This is a genomic window from Sphingobium sp. (assembly GCF_033795625.1).
Lineage (GTDB): Bacteria > Pseudomonadota > Alphaproteobacteria > Sphingomonadales > Sphingomonadaceae > Sphingobium.
The window spans coordinates 28,071-48,294 of sequence record NZ_JARYGI010000024.1 but is presented as its reverse complement, the minus strand read 5'-3'; the positions used below and the strand labels follow the sequence as shown (position 1 = coordinate 48,294).

At 63.8% G+C, this 20,224-nt stretch carries 29 protein-coding genes and 1 pseudogene; 18 read left to right on the top strand and 12 right to left on the bottom strand.

Features of this window, described 5'->3' with window-relative positions:
* On the bottom strand, nt 1–245 hold a 245-nt coding region (locus QHC67_RS12755), incomplete at its 3' end, for a hypothetical protein (protein WP_319294859.1).
* A 95-nt stretch (nt 246–340) separates the two neighbouring features.
* Between QHC67_RS12755 and QHC67_RS12750 the strand changes: the two genes are divergently transcribed.
* The 5 genes from QHC67_RS12750 to QHC67_RS12730 all read left to right on the top strand — a co-directional run bounded on the left by QHC67_RS12750 (nt 341) and on the right by QHC67_RS12730 (nt 2,719).
* Entirely contained in the window at nt 341–835 is a 495-nt protein-coding gene (locus QHC67_RS12750) for a hypothetical protein (protein WP_142634079.1), read from the top strand.
* Between the two features lie 100 nt (nt 836–935).
* The gene (locus tag QHC67_RS12745) at nt 936–1,337 is read left to right on the top strand and encodes a hypothetical protein (RefSeq protein WP_021243942.1); all 402 of its coding nucleotides are present in this window, start codon (nt 936–938) and stop codon (nt 1,335–1,337) included.
* Nucleotides 1,338–1,406: 69 nt separating this feature from the next.
* A complete protein-coding gene (locus QHC67_RS12740) occupies nt 1,407–1,910 on the top strand; it encodes a hypothetical protein (RefSeq protein WP_031290664.1) in 504 nt (167 codons plus the stop codon).
* An 87-nt stretch (nt 1,911–1,997) separates the two neighbouring features.
* A complete protein-coding gene (locus QHC67_RS12735; RefSeq protein ID WP_051187071.1) occupies nt 1,998–2,267 on the top strand; it encodes a type II toxin-antitoxin system Phd/YefM family antitoxin in 270 nt (89 codons plus the stop codon).
* Nucleotides 2,264–2,719, top strand: a complete 456-nt coding sequence (locus QHC67_RS12730; protein WP_021243945.1) for a type II toxin-antitoxin system VapC family toxin — start codon at nt 2,264–2,266, stop codon at nt 2,717–2,719. Before QHC67_RS12735 ends, QHC67_RS12730 begins: the two co-directional genes overlap by 4 nt.
* A gap of 20 nt (nt 2,720–2,739) precedes the next feature.
* Here the strand turns inward: QHC67_RS12730 and QHC67_RS12725 are convergent, their stop codons facing one another.
* Both QHC67_RS12725 and QHC67_RS12720 read right to left on the bottom strand, forming a co-directional pair.
* Nucleotides 2,740–2,889, bottom strand: coding sequence for a hypothetical protein (locus QHC67_RS12725; protein ID WP_021243946.1), 150 nt, complete (start codon nt 2,887–2,889; stop codon nt 2,740–2,742).
* Between the two features lie 293 nt (nt 2,890–3,182).
* The gene (locus tag QHC67_RS12720; RefSeq protein ID WP_021243947.1) at nt 3,183–3,578 is read right to left on the bottom strand and encodes a hypothetical protein; all 396 of its coding nucleotides are present in this window, start codon (nt 3,576–3,578) and stop codon (nt 3,183–3,185) included.
* 143 nt (nt 3,579–3,721) lie between these two features.
* On the opposite strand from QHC67_RS12720, the gene QHC67_RS12715 reads away from it, so the two are divergent.
* The 3 genes from QHC67_RS12715 (at nt 3,722) to QHC67_RS12705 (ending at nt 6,073) form a co-directional block, all read left to right on the top strand.
* Nucleotides 3,722–3,919, top strand: a complete 198-nt coding sequence (locus QHC67_RS12715) for a DUF5818 domain-containing protein (RefSeq protein WP_142634077.1) — start codon at nt 3,722–3,724, stop codon at nt 3,917–3,919.
* A 572-nt stretch (nt 3,920–4,491) separates the two neighbouring features.
* Nucleotides 4,492–4,968 (top strand): DUF736 domain-containing protein, encoded by a 477-nt coding sequence (locus QHC67_RS12710; protein ID WP_021243949.1) that lies wholly within the window; start codon nt 4,492–4,494, stop codon nt 4,966–4,968.
* A gap of 82 nt (nt 4,969–5,050) precedes the next feature.
* On the top strand, nt 5,051–6,073 hold the full coding sequence (locus QHC67_RS12705; RefSeq protein ID WP_031290669.1) for an SLOG family protein: 1,023 nt from the start codon (nt 5,051–5,053) through the stop codon (nt 6,071–6,073).
* Here QHC67_RS12705 and QHC67_RS12700 read toward each other — a convergent pair.
* Together QHC67_RS12700 and QHC67_RS12695 are read right to left on the bottom strand one after the other, a co-directional pair.
* The gene (locus tag QHC67_RS12700; protein WP_319294847.1) at nt 6,048–6,242 is read right to left on the bottom strand and encodes a hypothetical protein; all 195 of its coding nucleotides are present in this window, start codon (nt 6,240–6,242) and stop codon (nt 6,048–6,050) included. The two genes, QHC67_RS12705 and QHC67_RS12700, sit on opposite strands and share 26 nt — an antisense overlap.
* A complete protein-coding gene (locus tag QHC67_RS12695) occupies nt 6,239–6,568 on the bottom strand; it encodes a hypothetical protein (protein WP_021243951.1) in 330 nt (109 codons plus the stop codon). The genes QHC67_RS12700 and QHC67_RS12695 overlap by 4 nt, the downstream gene beginning before the upstream one ends.
* 465 nt (nt 6,569–7,033) lie before the next feature.
* Here QHC67_RS12695 and QHC67_RS12690 point away from each other — a divergent pair, with 465 nt between their 5' ends.
* The 6 genes from QHC67_RS12690 (at nt 7,034) to QHC67_RS12665 (ending at nt 14,069) form a co-directional block, all read left to right on the top strand.
* A complete protein-coding gene (locus QHC67_RS12690) occupies nt 7,034–7,333 on the top strand; it encodes a ribbon-helix-helix domain-containing protein (RefSeq protein WP_021243952.1) in 300 nt (99 codons plus the stop codon).
* Between the two features lie 106 nt (nt 7,334–7,439).
* Nucleotides 7,440–9,587, top strand: coding sequence for a type IV secretion system DNA-binding domain-containing protein (locus tag QHC67_RS12685; RefSeq protein WP_059140293.1), 2,148 nt, complete (start codon nt 7,440–7,442; stop codon nt 9,585–9,587).
* Complete coding sequence (gene mobF, locus QHC67_RS12680) at nt 9,584–12,562, top strand: MobF family relaxase (protein ID WP_021243954.1); 2,979 nt, start codon at nt 9,584–9,586, stop codon at nt 12,560–12,562. Before QHC67_RS12685 ends, mobF begins: the two co-directional genes overlap by 4 nt.
* A 10-nt stretch (nt 12,563–12,572) precedes the next feature.
* On the top strand, nt 12,573–13,169 hold the full coding sequence (locus tag QHC67_RS12675; protein WP_319294838.1) for a restriction endonuclease: 597 nt from the start codon (nt 12,573–12,575) through the stop codon (nt 13,167–13,169).
* Nucleotides 13,166–13,723 carry a lytic transglycosylase domain-containing protein gene (locus QHC67_RS12670; RefSeq protein WP_021243956.1) on the top strand — a complete coding sequence of 186 codons (558 nt, stop codon included), beginning with the start codon at nt 13,166–13,168 and terminating at the stop codon, nt 13,721–13,723. The genes QHC67_RS12675 and QHC67_RS12670 overlap by 4 nt, the downstream gene beginning before the upstream one ends.
* A 46-nt stretch (nt 13,724–13,769) precedes the next feature.
* A complete protein-coding gene (locus tag QHC67_RS12665) occupies nt 13,770–14,069 on the top strand; it encodes a hypothetical protein (protein WP_021243957.1) in 300 nt (99 codons plus the stop codon).
* Nucleotides 14,070–14,170: 101 nt separating this feature from the next.
* On the opposite strand, the gene arsH is transcribed toward QHC67_RS12665, so the two are convergent.
* The 6 genes from arsH to QHC67_RS12635 are packed head-to-tail and all read right to left on the bottom strand — an operon-like array spanning nt 14,171 to nt 17,736.
* Nucleotides 14,171–14,911, bottom strand: coding sequence for an arsenical resistance protein ArsH (gene arsH, locus QHC67_RS12660; RefSeq protein ID WP_021243958.1), 741 nt, complete (start codon nt 14,909–14,911; stop codon nt 14,171–14,173).
* The gene (gene arsN2 / locus QHC67_RS12655) at nt 14,911–15,336 is read right to left on the bottom strand and encodes an arsenic resistance N-acetyltransferase ArsN2 (protein ID WP_236614723.1); all 426 of its coding nucleotides are present in this window, start codon (nt 15,334–15,336) and stop codon (nt 14,911–14,913) included. Before arsN2 ends, arsH begins: the two co-directional genes overlap by 1 nt.
* Nucleotides 15,337–15,338: 2 nt before the next feature.
* Entirely contained in the window at nt 15,339–16,415 is a 1,077-nt protein-coding gene (gene arsB / locus QHC67_RS12650; RefSeq protein ID WP_319294834.1) for an ACR3 family arsenite efflux transporter, read from the bottom strand.
* Nucleotides 16,412–16,852 carry an arsenate reductase (glutaredoxin) gene (arsC, locus tag QHC67_RS12645; RefSeq protein ID WP_021243961.1) on the bottom strand — a complete coding sequence of 147 codons (441 nt, stop codon included), beginning with the start codon at nt 16,850–16,852 and terminating at the stop codon, nt 16,412–16,414. The genes arsB and arsC overlap by 4 nt, the downstream gene beginning before the upstream one ends.
* Nucleotides 16,849–17,385, bottom strand: a complete 537-nt coding sequence (locus tag QHC67_RS12640; protein ID WP_021243962.1) for an arsenate reductase ArsC — start codon at nt 17,383–17,385, stop codon at nt 16,849–16,851. The genes arsC and QHC67_RS12640 overlap by 4 nt, the downstream gene beginning before the upstream one ends.
* 12 nt (nt 17,386–17,397) lie before the next feature.
* Nucleotides 17,398–17,736, bottom strand: a complete 339-nt coding sequence (locus QHC67_RS12635) for an ArsR/SmtB family transcription factor (protein WP_021243963.1) — start codon at nt 17,734–17,736, stop codon at nt 17,398–17,400.
* A 104-nt stretch (nt 17,737–17,840) separates the two neighbouring features.
* Between QHC67_RS12635 and QHC67_RS12630 the strand changes: the two genes are divergently transcribed.
* Genes QHC67_RS12630 through QHC67_RS12620 form a run of 3 tightly spaced genes read left to right on the top strand, consistent with a single transcriptional unit; the run spans nt 17,841 to nt 19,240 of the window.
* Nucleotides 17,841–18,116 (top strand): metal/formaldehyde-sensitive transcriptional repressor, encoded by a 276-nt coding sequence (locus QHC67_RS12630; RefSeq protein ID WP_021243964.1) that lies wholly within the window; start codon nt 17,841–17,843, stop codon nt 18,114–18,116.
* A 10-nt stretch (nt 18,117–18,126) separates the two neighbouring features.
* The gene (dmeF, locus tag QHC67_RS12625) at nt 18,127–19,047 is read left to right on the top strand and encodes a CDF family Co(II)/Ni(II) efflux transporter DmeF (RefSeq protein WP_021243965.1); all 921 of its coding nucleotides are present in this window, start codon (nt 18,127–18,129) and stop codon (nt 19,045–19,047) included.
* Between the two features lie 10 nt (nt 19,048–19,057).
* Nucleotides 19,058–19,240 (top strand): DUF1289 domain-containing protein, encoded by a 183-nt coding sequence (locus QHC67_RS12620; RefSeq protein WP_081659656.1) that lies wholly within the window; start codon nt 19,058–19,060, stop codon nt 19,238–19,240.
* Nucleotides 19,241–19,300: 60 nt separating this feature from the next.
* Here the strand turns inward: QHC67_RS12620 and QHC67_RS12615 are convergent.
* Nucleotides 19,301–19,483: pseudogene (locus tag QHC67_RS12615) on the bottom strand (hypothetical protein).
* A gap of 303 nt (nt 19,484–19,786) precedes the next feature.
* On the opposite strand from QHC67_RS12615, the gene QHC67_RS12610 reads away from it, so the two are divergent.
* Nucleotides 19,787–20,161, top strand: coding sequence for a hypothetical protein (locus QHC67_RS12610; RefSeq protein WP_021243967.1), 375 nt, complete (start codon nt 19,787–19,789; stop codon nt 20,159–20,161).
* Nucleotides 20,162–20,224: the final 63 nt, after the last annotated feature.

The window sequence follows — 20,224 nt, the reverse complement described above, 5'->3', positions numbered from 1 at the left end:
GCCTCTTGCCCATTTCCAAACTCCTTCATAATCCAAAATAACAGAGATTCTGGACCACTCAGAAGGGGGCAGATCAAATCTTCATCAGCAAGGGCAGCGCGGCGTCGGACGACTTCACGATTTTTCCGGGCGATTGCACCGAGACGAACGATCGCCTGGAAATCGAGCAGCTCGCACGCCGGATCATCGCCAAATATCAGGAATGACGATCCCGCGCCAGCAAGGCGGGCGCGTTCCCCGGACATGTCCTCAACCAGAACCGCAATTGCCGAGATACTAAGAAGTGCCCGACATGGAGGAGAGGAGGAGGGCTGGTGGTGCATTTATCTGGGAGTTTGCCATGACCGCTACCGGCTCTACCACGTACCATCGGCCGCCTACGCCGCCTGTGTTCATCTCCGGATCGCTTTCCATCCGGCAGCTTCCTGCTTGCGTAATGAAGCAGCTCGGCGTCATCATCGACCAGGAGCTGCCGGTCGTAATCGGCGATGCACCGGGCGCGGACGCTGCCGTCCAGCAGTTCCTCGCCGATTGCGGTGTGCGTCACGTCACCGTCTTTTGCGGCGACACGATCCCCCGGCACAATATCGGCGCATGGCCCGTCCGGCAGATCCTGGCCGACGCTGCTCCGGGCACGCGCGCCTTCCATAGCGCCAAGGATCGGGAAATGACCCGTCTCGCAGGCGCAGGTATCGTCGTCTGGGACGGTGTCAGCCAGGGCAGCCGTGCCAACATCCGGCGCTTGTGCGAACGCGGACGTCATGTCCTCGTGTATCTTCGCCCCATGGATCGCTTCGTCACCGTGGCACCGATACGGAGCGGATGGCGTTTCTGACATCCGGCCGCCTCGGCTGACATCGTCGCAGCATGACGCAACTTCGTCGGTTTTGCATAGCCGCCGCGAGCTTCGATCGCCCATGACAGGAACAGCACCAATGACCGGAGCCATCCGATTGTCCGCCGGCGATGTCCGACAACTGCGCGAGGTCGCCGAGGGCATCGCCCGCCGCCACAGTTCTGCCACTCGCTTTGCGATCGAGATCGCCGAGCGCGTCAACCTCACAACGGGCAATGCCGCCCTCAATATCCTCGCGATCAGCGACGATCCGGATTGGGAGGACACCGACCTCTATACGACCCATCCCTGGTCGCGCATCCGCGAGCGCCATGAGCTTGTAAACGGCCGGGTGCTGTTCGATCTCTATATCTACGAGCGACCCGGCATCGGCGAGACCGGCGATCTTGTCTGCTGCGTCCAGGCCGAACTCGACGCTCAAGGTCTCGCAGCCGTTCATGCCGACAGCGCAAAGCATGTCTGGCGCCGGGCCGACCTGTAGGCTGATCGTCCGCCGATCCAGTACTATGACCGCGATCGCGGCAGCAACCACATCTTCGGGAACCTCGCCATGCGCCTATCAGATGACCTTGCCGCTAGACGCCGCCTCTATGCCATGCCGCTGGTCACGGCCCCGGCGGTGATGGTTATCGACATTCCTCCGCACCTTGCCGGACAGGGCCTCGCGCTCGATCGCTACTATATCGTCATGATCGAGACCAACGAAGAACTTGCTGCGTTCGAAGCATTCCTCACCGCCGACCGGGACGCCCTGCGATTGCCCGATCTCCTCGATCGCAAACCCAGTTGCCGCGAAGCCAGAGCGATCGGCTTCTTCGAGTTCGCGCCTCCCGAACCGGGCTGGCCATGGATCCTGCTTTGCCACTGGCCGCGGCGCTTTGCACAGCTGTTTGGCGCCGACCCCGATGCTCTCGCGCGCGACGCCTATTCGATGGAGGCGTTTGAGGATCGGGATAGCCTGCAATCGGCGTTGAAAGCGCACATTGCTGTGTTCGGCGACCTGGCGAGCGTCAAGATCATTCCACCACTGCCCGGCACAGCCGGGCGAGCATGATTGTGCCGCCGGACATCCAACTATGGACTTTCTAATATGGTCATCCTATATGACCAGTCAGAAAACATGACCAGAAAGGCCCGCCCCATGCGTGCTGAAACTTACGGCGCAGCCGATTTCAAGACCAACTGCCTCGCGATCCTGGACCGCCTTGCACGCCGCGATCTCGATCAGGTGACGATCACCAAGCGCGGCCGCACCGTTGCGGTGCTGACGCCGCCACCCAGCTCGGCCGAGGCGGTCGAAATGCTGCATGGCTTCATGCGCGGCTCCGTTGCGGTTCCCGAAGGGGTGGATCTGCTTTCGCCCATTCTCGACGAGCCGCTGAGCGCCAGCGACGGCAAGCTGCACCAGTGACGAAGCGGAAGAAGGCCGGGCCGGCGCCCAGCGCCGTGCTGCTGGATACATGCGCGGTCATCTGGCTCGCCAACGGCGATCCGATGCCCGCCGATGTTCTGGCGGCGATCTCGCATGCGGCGCTCGCGGACGGCGTATTCGTCTCTCCCGCGTCCGCGTGGGAGGTCGGATTGTTGAGCCGCGCCCGCGGCGAGAAGCAGCCTGCCGTCTCTTTCCTGCCCGACCCTCAGAGCTGGTTCGCCCGCTTCATGGGCGGGCCGGGGATCAGAGAAGCGCCGCTTCTTCCCGAGATCGCCATCGCATCTTCGCATCTGCCCGAGCCGCTACATGGCGATCCAGCCGACAGGTTCATCATCGCGACAGCCCGTCATCATCAGATTCCGGTCGTTACGCGGGACGGCAAGATCATCGACTATGCCGCACAGGGGCACATCGACGTGATTGCCTGCTGATCAGCACGGCCTGCTAACACTCAGGTCCCTTCGAGAAGCCGCTCTCGCGCCAGATCGAGCGCATGCGACAGGCGGAATGCCACCACCTGGTCCTTCGGATCGACGAGGCACTCGAGCGCTGCCTCCATGTGCTTGATGGCGTTTTCCAATCGAGGTTCTTCGTCCGTCATGATTGCTCTCCGCTAAACCGCGCTCAGTCGGCTGGCACCCTCCATAAGGAGGATGCCGGCCCCTGAGCCGGACGAGTCGAAAACGCGAACAATAGGACGCGTGCCTGATCTTTAGCCGGAGCCTGGACATAATACAGGCCATCCGGCCGCAAAGGCATGCAGCCGACTCTATTGTTCGGAGTTTCGACGCTCCGGCCCGCCACCGGCGGACGCACATCCTCTAGCCCGATCAGGCAGCAGCTGCCAATCGGTTCGTTGCGAAATTGCCGGAGGTCGAGATCAGGTGTGCGGGTTCAGCGCGTCGACAGACGTGCCGCTTCGACCGGACGATACATGTCCGCGCGATTGCGCATCAGGCCGGTGAGCCAGACGAGGTCGCTTGCGGCATCAGCCAGAGGCAGCTCGGCCACCGCATGGAACAGACCGCGCTGGTAGGGCGAGGCACGATCTAGGATCCCGGCGAGACGCTCGCGCGCGGGACTGTCCGGATCGGTGATGTCCGCATTGTCTTCGCGAGCCGCCTCGAGAAAGGTTTCGGCCAGCTCCTGGACTTCGTAGTAGCCCGAATCCAGACCTTCCCCAAGGGCGATGGCCGCGATCTGGCTGCGCACGCCCGGAAGATCGGGATCATTGACCGCATCGATCAAAGGCAGATTGAAATCGAAACCGGCGAGATAGTCCGCGATCATGGGGAGATATCCTTTCTCCCATTTACTAGAACATAGGAGGAACGTATTCAAGCCCCAAACCTCTTGAGGTACGACAGGACTATCATCATGCTTTCTTCTTCCGCATGGGCCGCCCGCACCGGCCGTCATCCCGCGCCGTGATCATGGCGGCCGCGCCCCTACGCCTCCATGGCCATCTGCGCCGCAACGCGCGCGGGTTCCTCCTCGAAATGGACGACGGCCACGTCTGGCGGCTCAAGGGCGCGCAGGATTTCCCGCCGCTTCTGGACACCGCCGTCATCGTCGAGGCACGCAAGGCCAGCAGCAGCCTCCTCGACGTTCTCTGGCTCGGGCCAGCGTAGCGGTCCCAGCGGCGCGCTGCGTTCTACCCCTCCGGCGTCGCGTTTGTGGCGAGGGCCAGCGGACCTCGGCGAGGACGCCTCGGCCCGCAATCAGCGTCGGACGAGGTCTGTCATCCCATCCTGCGCCGCCCTCGCAGGGTCTCGGCGTGCCAGGGCTGGTCCGGGCAAGCAAGGGCTGCCTCCACCCAAGCTCCGGTAGAAGAAAATGGGCCTGCCGACAGGATTATCTGATCCAAAGGGGTCGGCAGGCCCATTTTCTTCAACCTCCACTAGGGCGCAGCGCGACGTCCCTTGCTTGCCCGGACCAGCCCTGACCCTTGAGCCCCGGCGACGGCGGCTCCGGATGGGATGACAGACAGGCCCCGTCGCGTCCTCCGCTGATCAGGAAGGAATGGCTTCGCCATGCTTTTCTTTGTTCGGGCCGCTACCGCGGCCATTTTCTTGGCTCTGGCTCACCAAATAGGATGAAATTCTGTCAAGAAAACAATGGGATATACTCAATAAAGGGGAGGGGGTATAAGTATAAGTGCAGATGGGGATTGGCCCCGGACGCACTTATAGGAGTAAAGGCAATGAATATCGGTGAGTTTAACTTGAAGAAGGGCCGTGTCGTCGGGTGGATTGCTACCCGCACAATCGACCTGCCCAAGCTGGCCTTGCGTCCGGTGGAAAGCGAAAACGAACTGGCCCCCGCTTATGAGATCATCGCTCCCAATGTCGGCGGCCGCGTCGTGCAAGTCGGCGCGCTCTGGGAAGCCGTCGCCAAGCGGACCGGCGAAGTCTTCTATCAAGGCAATGTCGATGATCCTTCCATGCCCGAAGCACTGCCTATCGCGCTTTTCGGCTCGATTGAGGAAGGCTTCCGCGTGGCATGGCGCAGGCAGGAACGCGACGATTTTGGACCTGCCGTCCGCACGTCGCGCAACGATGCGCCTTCCGGTCCCAGCCGTGGCGACGATTACGGCTTCGGGGACAGCACAGCCAATGAAAACGGCGAACTGTCCAGCCAAAGCGCCGCCGCCGATCTGGACGATGAAGTCCAGTTCTAGGCGCTAGGCCAAGACGGGCCGGGGGGGCGCTGGAACGCTTCCCCGGACCCTGACCGATCATCGAGCATCAGGAGTCACACCCATGAGCAAGAAATCAGCTAGAAAGGCCGTTAGCACATTTGCCGACTTGCCGGAACTTATCGCGGAGGAAACCGCAACGCCCGAATTTGAAGCGTCGTTCGGAGACCCGATGCCGCTTTCGATCATCGAGCACGGCGACGAACCGGGCGAACATGACATGCCCGAACCGTTCGCCGCGCAGAAGACTTGCGGCGAGCTTATGACCTCGCTCTATCTCCTCTTGACGGACACGCGGCTTGACCCGCTCGCCCCGGATATTGCTTGGGGCATCGTCAATTCCTTCCACTTTGTCGCCGGAACACTGCAACGGCGCGAGGATAGCTTGGCCGATAAAATCCGCGACATGACGCGGCGCATGGAACCGGGCGAGGTATTCAACAAGGAACTGGAGGATTTGCAGCTTCAATGCCAATCCGTCATTGAACAGCGCGCCGCCGTGGAAACCATGCGCGACTATGCCGCCGCCATGTATCGCGCTTGCTGGCGCAAGGCTTGGTCCCCTAGCAAGGGCAGCAAGGCGTCATCCGTCACGACCGCAAGCTATATCAGCGCGGTTGACTTCCTGCGCGAACGCGCCCTTGCCAAGCGCGAGAAATACCAGCCCGACGGCCTAGTCGTCGTGTCTTCCGGCCCCGCTATCTGGGACGACTGGCAACCGATCTGGACCACGATGAGCGCAATCAAGCAGCGGACGCCGCGAATGGTTGTCGTCACCACGGGACAGCGCACGGGATGGGATGCCATCGTTGCGGCATGGTGCGCGCGTGAAGGCGTGCCCTTGGTCGCCTATGCTCTAACCGGACGTGGCAAGGCAGCGTTTGCCCGTAATCGCAAGATTGGTGAACTCGACATTTCCGAAGCCGTGCTAGGCGAAGGATCGGGCATTCAGGCGAACCTCTATCAGATGCTCCGCAAGAAGGGCGTTCCTATTCACGCCTTCCGCAAGCCCGCCGATGCCCCCAAGCCGCGCAAGCCGGAGGCATCCGGCGAATATTCCTTCAGGCGAGCGCGGCGCTACGCCTGACACGAGACGGCGCGGCGCCTTCCCCAAGCGCCGCGCCACCCATCACAGCAGACCCGCCAAGGCTGGCGCGCTTTCCAGCGCGCTGGCCTTTTTTCGTGCCACCGGCCGCCGCCGCGCCTGACGGCGCGGCGGCGGGGGAACCCGAAAGGGGAAGAGCCGACAGTCTCACGCCCCCGCGCCGGGAACGGCAGTCGCGCCGCCATCCCCCTTCGCAGGCAATGACGCGGCTGGCGATTTCCCCGAGCGGGCGGCATCGGACACAGCCGACGCCCCCTTGAGCGCAGCCAGCGCGGCAGCGCCGCCGAGCCGCAGCACATGGCCGACCAGATCGCGAAACTCGCGTTCGGTTACCTGCAAATCCTCGACCGGCAGCGCCGTGACGATCGCCGCATAGCGATCACGCAGCCGCTTGCGCGTTGCGGCGATCTCACCGGCAAGCTTTTTCTCGCGCTCGACCAGATCGGCGAGCTTATCGCGTTCAGACATTTTCGGCATGACCAGTTTCCTTGTTCAGGCTGGCCCGCTCGTCACGCCCGCCTTGTCGCACAGGCGCACCCGCGCCACAAGCGACCCCGCCGCCAAGCGCGGCCAAACTCCCCCACATCGACCGACACCGCATAGGGTGCGCCCGGCAGCGGTAGAGAAGACGCAGCGACGCCGTCGCTGCGAGGCAAGCGACGCACTCGCTTCGCGGTTTGTATTGCACCGTACGCACGGGTGCTGTGGCCAGAAACGGCCCTGAAATCAAATGCTTCCGTTGGCAGACGCGTCAGCCAGAATGCACTTTATTTGGCTGACGCGTCTGCCACCTCAGAAAATCTCCTCTCGAAACCCCAGCATTTCCGCGGCTTTCGGCTGGCAGACACGTCTGCCACGCCGATTTTATTGTGATTCCCGCCCGTCCGCGCTATATTGTCCGCGCGTCGTGACCTCCTTGCGAAGCTCCATTGGAGCATCGCCTTGGCAAGGGTCACAATCCGGATCGACGATGCCCTTTACGAGCGGCTGCAACGTCGCGCTCGTAAAGTTGGCGTCAGCGTCGCCGAACTCCTCCGTCCCGCGATCGACCAGGCAGCTGATCCCCGCAGCGGCTACGTTTATACGACGCAGGACGAAATCCTTTCCTGCGTCCTGCAGACGCTCTCGATCGTCGCCGCATCGGTGCGGCGCCGTTCGCCCGAAACGCTCGAGCAGGGCATGGCCGACGCCAAGGCGCTGCTCGAAGCGAAGGGCCTGCTCGGGCCGGAGCAGCAACCATGAATCGGCGCGGCAATCCCCCCGTCGCGAGCGTGCGGCGTGCGTCCCGGTCCCCCCTTCCTGGAGTCCGTTCGGCCGTATCTCACCCTGATCGGGGGAGCGCCCGGCCATGAGCATCTTCCGCAACGATACCCTTGGTAGCTGGACGCGCGGCGGCCAGGCCATCGTCCACAATGTGAGGATGACCACCCAGGTCTTTTTCCAGACGGTGATCGCCGGGATCGTGCTGTGGGCGATGGGCACCGGCTGGTATGCCTTCGAGAAGTCGAACGAGTATCAGCGCTTCGTGCTGGTCAAGATGGCAGAAGCCAGCTTCAAGGCCGATACGGCGCGGGGGACCAGCGACCCGCTGCTGTTCCGTACCCCTGACGGCCTGCAATACTGGACCTCCGCCGACGCCCTGCTCGAATCCAACATTGGCAAGCAGTCGCTCCTCAAGCTGGAAAAAGACCTCATCCACGGGGCTGCCATCGCCGGTCTCGGCGCCCTGGCGGCGCTCGTATTCGCCTGGTTCTATTTTACCCGCACAGGGCGGGGCCTCGGGTCCAACGAATATCTGCGCGGCGCCCGCTTCGGGACGATTTCCGAAGTCCGCCGTGCGCTCCGGGGGCAGAAGAAGGGCTCTCTCACCATCGGCGGTATCGCCGTGCCCGATGCCTTCGAACCGGAGCATATCCTGCTGGTCGGCGCTCCCGGAACGGGCAAGACCAACCTCATCACCACCATGCTCGAAGGTGTTCGTAAGGCGGGAAAACGGGCGATCGTCTATGACACCGCCGGGAGCTTCGTCGAGAAGTTCTATCGGCCCGGCACGGACATCCTGCTCAATCCCCTCGACCGGCGCACCGACATCTGGAGCCCCTGGGTCGATGTCCCGCAGGAATATCACTACGACCAGATCGCGGAATCGACGATCCCTGACAAGCTCGGCGATCCCTTCTGGTCGAAAGCGGCGCGAGGCACACTGGTTGCGGTCCTGCGCAAGCTCGCCCGGCAGAAGCACACCCTGATCTCGGTTCTGCTCGACCGGGTGTTGCGCTCCCCGCTCGCGGATCTCGCCGCCTATGTGAAGGGCACCGATGCCGCCGCCTTCATCTCCGCCGAAGGGGAACGCACCTCGGCCGGCGTCCAGGCTGAGCTTGCCTCGGTCATGCGCAGCTTCGCCTATCTCGACGATACCGAGGACGGCTTCTCGATTCGCAAATGGGTCGAGAACGAGAAGGACGACAGCTGGCTGTTCGTCACCGTCAAGGCCGACCAGCTTCCCTCGCTGCGTCCCCTGATAACGGTTTGGCTCGACATCGCGATCAGCGCGATCATGAGCCTGACGCCCGATCGTGAGCGGCGGCTCTATTGCGTGATCGACGAGCTGCCCACGCTCCAGAAGCTCCCCAGCCTCTCCGACTTCCTTGCCCGCGCGCGCAAATATGGCGGCTGCGGCATATTGGGCTTCCAGTCCTATCCCCAGCTCAACGCGACCTATGGCAAGGAGGATGCGGCCGCGATCACCGGCTACTGCTCGACCTGGGTGGCGCTCCGCGCGAACGATACCGACACGGCGGAGCTGGTCTCCAAGAATCTCGGCCGGGTTGAGCAGGTCGAGGCGAACGAGGGCATGTCCTATGGCGTGAACGACATGCGCGATGGCGTGAACCTGTCGCGCATGCAGGTGACCCGTCCGCTGGTGATGGACACCGAGGTCAACCATTTGCCCAACCTGTCAGGCTTCCTCCGGTTCGGCCGCAATCTCCCCGTCGTCCGCTTCACCGATCGCTTCAATCCGCTCCCCAGCGTCGCGCCCGCTTTCGTCGAGCGGACCGATCCCCCCAAGCGCCTGCCGCTCGGCAAGGCCATTATCTCCCAGGCATGGGCACGGCGCCGCGCGATCCAGGCGCAGCAGGCGGCGGCACGGCAAGGGCAGGCTCCCGTTCCACCTGCCGTGCCGGGCGCGTCGCCATCCCCCGAGAAACCGCAGGGCGATCTTTTCTCCCACCCGAAGAGGCCCCCTGCCTCCGACGAGGCGGTCGGCGTTCCCCGTCCCGAAGAGGCCGCGCCGCAGGAAGAGGCGTTCGTGCCGCCGGAGCACGTCGAGCCCGACATGGCGGATGATGTTTCGCCGGTCGCCGATCCCGGAGACGAGGAGAATGTGGTCGCAACGCCCGTCACCCTGCTGGGTGCGACGCGCGGCACTATCCGCGTATCGCTTGCCAGCCATGGCCGGGCCGAAGGCCCGCGCGAGAAGGCCAAGCCGGCATGATCCATCCCCGCCGCCTCAAGGGTACGCCCGCCAATATCGCCCGATACTATACAATCGGAGATTATTATACCAAGGGCGGCAACGAGCCGTCCGAATGGGGTGGCAAGCTTGCCCCCAGCCTCGGCCTGTCGGGACCTGTCGACCCCAAGCAGTTCGAGGAACTGCTCGGCGGGAAGGTCGGCGACCAGCAGCTCGGCCGCCGCCGCAAGGAAGGCATTCAGCACCATCCGGGCTGGGACTTCACGATCAGCGCCCCCAAGTCGATCTCGATCCTGGCGCTGGTGACGGGCGAGGAGCGGATTCTTGCCGCGCATGAACGGGCGGTCGGTGTTGCGCTCGCCTATGCCGAGGAACATGCCGAACTCCGCCGCCGCGTAGAGGGCGAGATCGTCCATGAGACGACAGGCCGGCTGCTGTTCGCGCGCTTTACCGAGCATGCGAGCCGCGAGGGCGACCCGCACCTGCATACTCATGTCGTCGTCCTCAACATGACCAATCATCTCAATGGCGACCGCATGTCGAGCCTCGAGACGCGCTCGATGTATGCCGAGCAGATCGTCATGGGCCAGATCTATCGCAACGAGATTGCCCGTGATGTGCGCGAGATGGGTCACGAGATCATTTTCGATCCGCGCAAGGGACTGTTCGAGGTCGAGGGCATCCCCGGCCAGCTCATCCACGACTATTCGCAGCGCGCCGAGCAGATCAACGCCCATGCCGCGGAACATGGCTACGAGGGGCAGGCCATGCGCCGCGTCTCTTTCTTTGCGACGCGTAAGCCCAAGGAGAGGGTTGGACTGGACGAGTTGCACGGCCAATGGCAGGCGCGGGCGGAACCCTATCGTGAGGACCTCGACAAGCTCCTGGCCGCTGCCCGCGAGCGCGGTGAACAGACCATCGAGACCGACCCGCGCGTTGCCCGCCGCGCCGCTCTGTTCGGAATACGGCAGAGCGAGACGCGTGAAGCGGTCAACAATATCGGGCGGCTCTATCGCACCGCGCTGGCATCGCATGTCGGCGAAGTCCGCTTCGGCGACATGCGGCCGTTGTTCGAGACGCAGGAAGCCAAGGGCAAGCTGTTCGTCACTGTCCGGCAAACGGGGGATCAGCCGCTCCCGCGCGGACGCACGTCGCGCCGGACCGCCAAACTCGAACTGGCGCTGTCCGAACATATTTCGCTCGCGATGCGCGACGCCGCTCCGGCCGCGAGCCGCGAGCGTCTCGCCGAAGTCGCTGCGGCGCAGGGCCTCAACGCCGAACAGACCACGGCGCTGATCGCGATCGGCAGCGGCACCAACCGGGCGGTCGGCGTCCATGGTGCTGGCGGCGTCGGCAAATCGACCCTGGTCCGCGCGCTGGTCGAGGCGACAAGCGACGATCACATCACCGTCGCGCTTGCGCCTACTTCTTCGGCGGCAGCGGAACTCGGCCGCAAGGCGGGCATCGAGTCCCGCACGCTCGCCTCGCTCCTCGCCAGCGGCGGCCATGGCCTCACCGACCGGCATATTCTCGTGGTGGACGAGGCGGGCCAGCTCGGCAACCGGCAGGCGATACGCGTGCTGGAGATCAGCCGCGCGACCGGCGCACGCCTCATATTTCTCGGCGACAACAAGCAGACCGGCGCCATCGAACAGGGCAAGGCATATTGGCTACTCCAGCAACTGGGCCTGCCGACCAGTCAGCTCAAGGAAGCTATGCGCCAGAAAACCGGCTCCACGCAGGAGGCGGCCGACCTCGCGCGCAAGGGTGACTATGCCGCCTCGCTTGCCGCCCTCGACCGCGTGACAACGGGCGCCAGCGCGGAGGAACTCGCCAAGACCATGGTCGCCGAATGGACTCGCCTCAAACCGGAGATGCGGGCCGACACCAATATCCTCGTTCTCGACAATGCGACTCGGCTGACCGTCAACAGCCATATCCGCGAGGTGCTGAGGCGCGAGGGCACGGTCGCGGCGGAAGAGCATCGGCTCGAAGTGCTGACGCCGGCCGGGATGACCGATCAGGAAAAGCAGATGGCGCGCTTCTACCGCGAAGGCCAGGTGCTCAAGTTTTCACGCGACAATCAGGGGCTGGGTATCGCCCGCGACGCCGACTATCGCGTTGTGGGGATCGGCCGGAACAACCATGGCCGTCAGGTCGTGCGTCTTGCCGACGAGCATGGTCGCATCATCGAATGGCGTCCGGGGCTCGGCAAGGCCGCCCATGTCAACGTGTTCCTGACTGAGGACCGCCAGATTGCCCAGGGCGACCGCATCCAGTGGCGGCTCCTCAACAAGGAGATCGACGTCAAGAATGCCGAGCGCGGCACCGTGTTGGCGCTCGACGGCCATATCGCGACCATCAAATGGGACCGGGGCGAGCGCGTCCAGCAGGTCGACCTCTCGGTTCATCGGACCTGGGATCACGGCTATGCAGAGACCGTCTATTCCGCACAGTCGAAGACCTATACCCGCGTCTATGCGCTGGCGCCGGTGGAATCGGGCCTGGTCAACGGCCAGAACTATTACACCGCCATCACTCGTGCCGCCTATGGCGTCAAGCTCTGGACCGAAGACCAGAAGCATCTCGCTGAAAAGCTTGCCTCACGCTCGGGCGAGAAGACCTCCTCGCTCGAAGGTCTCGGCCGGATCAAGGCCGACAGCCACAAGATCCGTGGCGCGCGGCACAAGGACCGGCACGACCGCTCCCGCGAGGCCAACGCCCGTGAACGGGATGCCCGTAAAGCGGAGCGCGAGCAGCGCGAACGCGAACTGCAAGAGCGCGCCGACCGTCCGCTCGGCTTTGCGGAAACCCTCGCGGGCCGCGCGCAGGGGGCCGCTTCGCTGGTCGACAGCTTCCTGCGCGGCACCATCGAGCGCGACCGTGCCCACGCGGCGCCTGCCCCCGACCACGCCGGTGCCCCCGAGCCTGTCCACCAGCCCGAGCCCCAACCGCAGCATGACCATGGCGGTCATGGCGGCGGACGCGACCGATAGGAGAGTTCCCATGAATCTGAATCTTGTGCTCGTCCTGATCCTCTGCGCCGCACTGCTGGCGCTTGTCTTTCGTCACTATCGCATCCCCATCCGGCATCGCTGGCGACGGCGGCGGGCGCGCGAGATGTGCGAGCAACTGCGCGGGCGCGACCGCGATCAACCTGCCGGAATCCATTATGCGCGGCTCCGCGCCATGGACCCGCTGGCATTCGAGGAGCTGCTGCTCGAGGCCTTCGAACGGCGCGGGCATCGCGTCATCCGCAATCGCCGCTATACCGGCGACGGCGGCGTCGACGGTGAGGTCATCATCGCGGGCGAACGCTGGCTGATCCAGGCGAAGCGTTATCGGGACGCCATCAGGCCCGAACATGTGCGGGACTTCGCACAGCTTTGCGCTACCCGGCGGCGTCGCGGCCTGTTCATTCATACCGGCCGCACCGGCGGGATGAGCCGTGCTGTCGTCGATGGTGCGACTGGCATCGAGATCGTGTCGGGACAGCGGCTTCTTGCCCTGTTGACCGGAGCGCCGTTCTCCCCGGAACCGCCGCCGCAACGCTTTCCTATCGGTCCGGGTCGCACAGGCTATCGCGATCGGGCACCGCAATGAGCGTGCATCGATCACGGCTCGCCCGCCGGCCGAATTTCCGGATGCTGCTCGCGGCCATCGCGATCCTGTCCGCCGTGCTAACTTCCACGCCCGCGCTTGCGAAGCGCGCCTCGCCCGGCGAGGCGGCCGAGATCGCCCGCTGCATCCGCATCGCCGCGCGCGGTTACGGCTGGCTCGAAAAGACGCTCTGGGGCCTCCGCGAGCAGGAGGCTGGCTGGATCGGTGCGGAAGTCGCCAATACCAACGGCACGCATGACTTGGGGCCGCTCCAGATCAACACATGGTGGGTGCCGCGCGTCGCCCGTCTGATCAACAGGCCCGAACATCATGTTCGGCATTGGCTACGCTACGATGCCTGTTTCAATGCGGAAGTGGCACGCTGGATTTTCCTGTCGGGCCTGGAGTCGACTGGCGACTATTGGAAAGCGGTCGGCGTCTATCACAGTCCCACGGTCTGGCGGCAGCGTAACTATGCCGCAAAGGTTGCGACCCATATGCGCGCCAGGTTCGGCACGAGCGTGTTCGCGGCGAGCAGCGCGGAAGGGAGGAGGTAGCATGGGTAACGCATTCCGCACCGAAGCTACGGCGGCATGAGGAAGGATGATGAGGGTGACCGGCAACGAGATTAGTCGTCGCGGCTTGCTGGGCGCGGCGGGCGGCCTGGCGGCCATTCCGTTGCTCGGCGCTGCGGGAACGCCCTCCCATGCCCAGGCGGCGGGGAGCGTTCGGGGCCGTACTCAATCGACTGGGGGGACCGGCCGACGCATGCTGGGGTCGCTCGATTTCTCCAGTGTCGGGCTGGGCGTGCAGAACATGCACCGCACCTATCAGACGACGATCCCCAACCGGGCGCAGATGATCGACATCATCCGGGCCGCGTTTCGGATTGGATCGGGCTGACCGGAGGGTACTTCCGCAGATTTGACGCTACTCAGCGTATTGGTAAACACCCATAGGGACCGCGGTTTTACCCCTTCGTGCAGGGGCAGCGACGTGTCGCATCAGGCGATAGATCGCGAAGCCAGATCGTTGGCCGCGTCCTGCTTCGCCACATTGGCCTTGCGTTCGGAATAGCGGTCGACGAGTTGTTCCGCGTGGCCGCGCGTTAGCACGGTGAACCGGACCAGTTCCTCCATCACATCGACGATGCGGTCATAATAGCTCGATGGCTTCATGCGCCCGGCCTCGTCGAACTCCTTGAAGGCCATGGCGACGCTCGACTGGTTGGGGATCGTGAACATCCGCATCCAGCGACCAAGCAGCCGAAGTGTGTTGACGGCATTGAAGGACTGCGATCCGCCCGACACCTGCATGACAGCGAGCGTTCGGCCCTGTGTCGGCCGCATGCCGCCGAATTCCAGTGGAAGATGGTCTATCTGCGCCTTCATGATGCCGGTAATCTGGCCGTGGCGCTCGGGGCTGCACCACACCTGACCTTCCGACCACAAGGCATGCTCGCGCAACTCGTGGACCGCAGGGTGGTCATCGGCCTTCACCTGATCGGGCAATGGCAAATCGCTTGGGTCGAATATCCGCACCTCGGCGCCGAACAGGATCAGCAACCGCGCCGCTTCCTCGACAGCAAGCCGGCTGAACGACCGCTCGCGGAGCGAACCATATAGAAGCAGGATCCGGGGTGGGCGCTCGAGCGAGCCGAGCCCCGTCGCGAAATCAGGGCGAATCGCGTCGCGATCGAGCGCCGGCATGAAGTCGGGGTCGGCAAGGATACGAAGACGCGACATCAGGCAATCCGTTTGAAAAGAAGGGCAGCACTCGCCGGGCAGAGCGACCGAAACTCGGCTGATCCGGTTATGGCGTCGGGCGCATCGGCACGGTTGGCCGGGACATAGCCATGCCGCCGGAAGAACGGTTCGGCCGTGGTGGTCAGCAGATAGAGGGCAGCGACACCCTCATCGGTTGCCGCCTTTTCGATCGCCCCGAGTATGGCAGTACCCAGTCCGCCGCGACGGCGATCCGCCGTCACGACCAGGGATCGCAGCAGCCGGTCAGGTCCATTACCCTCCATGCCACCATATCCGGCGATGCCGACGTCGTCCTCGAACTGGAAGAAACGACGATCCGGTTCGCCAAGATCGCTGGTCGGAAGGCCAGCGTCTGCAAGCTCGGTCGCCAACTCGGACAGGGCGGTGGACTCGAGCGCGATCACGATCACGCCGGGACCCGTCCCTCGTACCAGGGCCGGGTCGCCTTCACGATCTTCACCACCGACAGCATGACCGGAACCTCGACCAGCACGCCGACCACGGTCGCCAGCGCTGCACCCGAGTTGAGCCCGAATAGGCTGATGGCGGCAGCGACCGCCAGTTCGAAGAAATTGGATGCGCCGATCAGCGCGGCGGGCGCGGCCACGCACCAGGCGACACCGAACCGGCGGCTGAGCCAATAGGCCAATCCCGCGTTGAAATAGACCTGGATGAGGATCGGCACCGCGATCAGCGCGATGACGAGCGGATGGGCAATGATCGCCTGTCCCTGGAAGCCGAACAGCAGGACCAGTGTCGTCAGCAGCGCGACCAGCGATGCCGGACCCAACCGGGCCAGCAGCCGGTCAAGTGCCGACTGCCCGCCCGATAACAGCACCACGCGGCGGATCAACTGGGCGACCACCACCGGCACCAGGATGTAGAGCAGCACCGAGATCAGCAGCGTGTCCCACGGCACCGTGATCGATGCGACGCCAAGCAGCAGGGCAACCAGGGGTGCGAAGGCGAACACCATGATGACGTCGTTCAACGCAACCTGGCTCAGGGTATAGGTCGGCTCGCCGTCGCACAGGTTGGACCAGACGAACACCATCGCGGTACAGGGGGCGGCAGCCAGCAGGATCAGGCCGGCGATATAGGAGCTGACATCGGCGGCCGGCAGGAGCGGCCGAAACAGCCAACCCAGAAACAGCGTGCCGAGCAGCGCCATCGAAAAGGGCTTCACCGCCCAGTTGATGAACAAAGTCACCCCGACGCCCTTCCAGTGCTGCCTGACCGAGCCCAGCGCGCCGAGATCGATCTTGAGCAGCATGGGGATGATCATCAGCCAGATCAGCACGGCGACCACCAGGTTGACCCTGGCAACCTCGGCGGACGCAATGACCGCGAACAAGCCTGGCAGCGCATGGCCGAGCGTAATGCCAACCACGATGCACAGCGCTACCCAGACGCTGAGATAGCGCTCGAACAGGCTGATCGCCGGCTTGGCCGGCGCCAATGGTTCGACAGTGGTGGCGTTCATGACGCGACCCGCTGGCCGCTGTCATCGACGACGCGCTCGCCGTCCTCCTTCGTGAATGCGCCGCGCTGATCGCTTGGCAGCAGGTCGAGTACCTCTTCGGACGGCCGGCACAGCTTCACACCGAGCGGCGAGACCACGATCGGCCGGTTGATCAGGATCGGATGCTCCATCATCGCACCGATGAGCCGGTCGTCGCTGATTGACGTATCGTTGAGTCCCAACTCGGCGAAGGGCGTACCCTTCTCGCGCAGCAGGGCGCGCGGCGGGCTACCCATCCGATCGAGGAGCGACACCAGCATCGCTCGCGACGGCGGGGTCTTCAGATACTCGACGACATGCGGCTCGATCCCGGCATTGCGGATCATCGCCAGCGTATTGCGCGAGGTGCCGCACTCGGGATTATGGTAGATGATGATGTCGACGTCGGCGCTGCTCATGCGCTTGGCGCCTTCTCGCCGGCGACGTCGGCGCGACCCTGCTCCTTGCCGATGCGGTTCAGCCTGGTCTGGAGGCTCATCTTGTCCAGGCCTTCGAAAGGCAGGTTGGTGAACAGCGATATGCGGTTGAACAACATGCGGTAGGTATCGAAGAACGCCGCGTGTTGTACCGTCTCGGTATCGTCGATCGCCGCCGGGTCGGGCACGCCCCAGTTGGCGGTCAGCGGTTGTCCCGGCCAGACAGGGCAGACCTCGCTCGCCGCATTGTCGCAGACAGTGAACACGAAATCCAAGGGCGGCGCGTCGGGTCCGGAGAACTCTTCCCAGCTCTTGGAGCGGAAGCGGCTCGTATCGTGGTTGAGCTTCTCCAGAAGGTGGATGGTGAAGGGATGAACCTCGCCCTTTGGTTGACTTCCGGCACTGAACGCCTTGAAGCGGCCAAGCCCCTCGCGGTTGAGGATGGCCTCCGCCATGATCGAACGGGCCGAGTTGCCCGTGCAGAGAAACAGGACGTTCAATAGTCGTTCGGTCATGACGAGATCCTTTCAGGTGGCTCGACAGGCAAGAAGATCGTCGGCAAGCGGGTGGCAAAGCTCGGCCCGTCCGCCGCAGCAGTCCTTGACCAGGAAGAGCATCATCGAGCGGAGTGCATCGAGATCGGCGCGATAGTTGATGATGCGGCTGCGCCGTTCCGCGTGGATCAGTCCGGCGCGCGCGAGCGTCGCCAGATGCACCGACATGGTGTTCTGTGGCACGTCGAGCGCCCGCGCAACCTCGCCGGCGGCGAGCCCGTCCGGCTCGTACCGAACCAGAAGACGAAAGGCGTCGAGGCGGGTGCCCTGCGCGAGCGCACCGAGGGCGACAATGGCCGAATCATTATCCATATATCCACTATGACAGATATATAGTGAGAACGCCAGCCCATGTGAATTCGATTCCAGTCGATCGGCATGGCGGCGCGCCTGTATATAGGATAGGGGGGTATGCTATGGGACATTTGACCGACGGCAATGATGAACTCCAGAAGCGGGTGCGCCGCATCGCCGGTCAGGTCACCGCAATTGAGAAAGCGCTGGCTGCAGGGGCGGACTGCACAACGACCCTGCATCTGGTCGCAGCGACACGCGGGGCCATCAATGGCCTCATGGACGTGATTATCGAGGAGCATGTTCGCGCGCATGTGGCGCATCCCGATCTTCCGGCCGAGGAGCGCGCCGCAGGGGCGGAAGAACTGATCGCGGTCATACGCCGCTACGCAAAATGAGGCTGAGATATTGACCACATCCCGCGACATCGACGCCTTTACGCACGACCATGTGTATCTGGGGGCCTCTCATGACGAGAACGCCCGCCGGACGTGGTGGGTTGTGGTGCTGACGGCTGTGATGATGGTCGGCGAGATCTTCGCCGGGTACTTGACGGGATCGATGGCGCTCCTAGCCGACGGTTTTCATATGGCGACCCACGCCGGGGCGCTGAGTGTCGCAGCGATTGCCTATGGCTATGCCAAGCGGCATGCATCCAATGGGCGGTTCAGCTTCGGAACCGGGAAGGTCGGCGACCTGGCAGGCTTCGCTTCGGCGCTCGTGCTAGGCCTTATCGCCTTGGGAATCGGGGTCGAATCGATCCTGCGGTTGTTCGAACCCATCAAGGTTGCGTTTGGCGAAGCGACGGTGATTGCGGTCATAGGGCTCGGCGTGAACATCATCAGTGCATTCTTGCTGTCGGGTAGCCATCATTATCACGGTCATGACGATCACGCTCATGACCATGATGCCCATGGCGGAGATAATAACCTCCGCTCAGCCTATGTGCACGTCCTCGCCGACGCTCTCACCTCTGTGCTGGCGATCACGGCTCTTTTGGCAGGCCGCTATCTGGGCTGGGTCTGGATGGACCCTGTCATGGGAATCGTTGGGGCAGTGGTGATCGCTCGCTGGTCCTGGAGCTTGATGCGCGATACCGCCGCAGTCCTTCTCGATACGACAGACAATCACGTCGCCGAGGAGATTCAGGATCTTGTCGAAGGACCAGGAGATGCGCGCATTTCCGATCTCCATGTCTGGCGCGTCGGCCCTGACGCCCATGCCGCGATCGTCGGTGTTGTCGGTGGCGTGGGCATCGATGCGGGTGTTGTCCGTAACCGGCTCGTCCCCGTCCACGAGTTGAAGCATCTGACGGTCGAGTGCCATTGAAAGCGCACGCGTGAAGTCCCCGTGCATAGACTTGTGCACGTTCGACGGTTCGACCGGCTTGTGCCGAGGGTGCGGCAGGTCCAAACCCGAATGCAGGACATGGAAGAAGGCGCAGCCGCAACAGCAACGCAAGACCGCTGCCGACCTACCGCACCGGCTCGCGAAGCTGGCAGGACGAGGCCTGCACAAGTGAATCGGCTAGCCTGGCGGCTAGCGGGCCCTGCTGGTGATCTTCCGGCCTCGCCAGATAGGCTCAGGAAGCCAGGCGCGTGAGTATCGGACATTCGGGTCGCTCGTTGCCGTGGCGGCCCATCGCAAGGTCGAGCAATGCTTCGCGCATCGCATTGAGCGCGTCCGCCTTCCTGCAGAGGTCTGCACCCGCTGTCGCGTCGCGGCGGCGACGGGATAAGGCCGATCTTCTCGTAATGGCGGTCATGCGCTGCGACACAGCGCTCGCCTAGGAGGCCGGGCCGCTGTTCACAGCTACACGCGATTGAGGCGCAGCGCGTTCGTGACGACGCTGACCGATAACAGGGCCATCGCGGCGGCGGCGATGGGGACACAGCCCGCTTTGCGCGTGCGGATGGCGAGCAAACGCGAGGCACCAGTTTTGTATTCGGCATCAGAACCTGGTTTTGAAGACCTCTCTCCGTCGCGGGTCGCGAAACCATCTTCGCGCTCAAGGCGGATTGAGTACGGCGTTGTCCCTGGATCATGATTGGTGTATTCGGTTACGTCTGTGAAACGTGCGTTTCATCTTTTTCTCCTGCTTGGAGCCTTGATCGGTCTGCTCGGCCAGGAAGCCGCCTTTGCATCTGGCCCGCCTGCGGGATCCGCGACGATGGCGATGGCGGGGATGACCGATTCAGGGATGTCCGAAGACTGCATGAAGATGATGGCGCAGCAACAGCAGCCCACTCAGAAGCCCTGCAAGGGCATGACCCTGGCCTGCATCGCCGCGATGGGTTGCGTCATTCCTATCGCCGTGCGCAATGACGCGCCGGTGCTTGCGGCGCGCGAGGCCGGTCCAACCTTGTCCTTCTGGACGACCACCACCGTCCTGCACGGCAGCGAGCTTACTCCCGAACCGGAACCACCGACTCTCCTTGGCTGATCGAACCCGGCTGTCAGGCTGACAGGATCGGTGCGCCTATCGCGCACCCAGACATCCTGTCCG